Origin of the sequence: Pseudomonas sp. L13 (assembly GCF_009935965.1) — a bacterium.
Taxonomy (GTDB): domain Bacteria; phylum Pseudomonadota; class Gammaproteobacteria; order Pseudomonadales; family Pseudomonadaceae; genus Aquipseudomonas; species Aquipseudomonas lactis.
The window spans coordinates 1-589 of the sequence record NZ_QODJ01000162.1; the positions used below are offsets into that span (position 1 = coordinate 1).

Below are 589 nucleotides of genomic sequence, written 5' to 3' on the forward strand. Positions count from 1 at the left end.
GTCTCACAACATTTTTAGCAATATGCTGCATCACAGGAACTAGTGCATCTTCAGTATAGCCCATATAATGCTGCAGAGTAGGTGTCCAGTCACCACAGTTGAAGACCTTCAGAGTAAGGGCATAAGCTGCGCTAGCCACCTGGGAGGGAGGAAAGTGGACCATCTCATAGTCAACCATGGTGAGCTCCAGGAAGTACTTGGCCAGTGTATGATGCTCTGCAGTAACGTCTCCAATCTTGGAAGCTCTCCTAAGGAACTGTAGAGGCAGAGGTCTCCCAAAACTGAAGTCAAGAACTCTGAGGATTTTCATCTCCATCTCCCGGATCTGACCAGTAGTATAGGCACGGTCAGTCACAAAAGCAAAGTCTGCAATCTCTGGTGGGTACATCTCTTCATACTTTGAGGCAATGAACATGGCTGTTACACCTACAAGCTGGAGCTGCTTCTTTGGAACTGGATGATCCTGAAGGAAGCGATCAATGATTGCAACAGTCATGTACATGGTCTCCTGAAGCAGCCTGAACTTAATTTGGACTTGTACAAGCCAGTCAATAAGAATTGCACGCATATTTCCTGTAATCTCCTTTCC

The 589-nt window shown here is 46.3% G+C and carries 1 protein-coding gene; it reads right to left on the minus strand.

Annotated elements, in window-relative coordinates; translation table 11 throughout:
• The coding region (locus tag DK871_RS28485; protein ID WP_256677541.1) for a hypothetical protein at window positions 1–568 on the minus strand (568 nt) is incomplete at its 3' end.
• Window positions 569–589 lie beyond the last annotated feature (21 nt).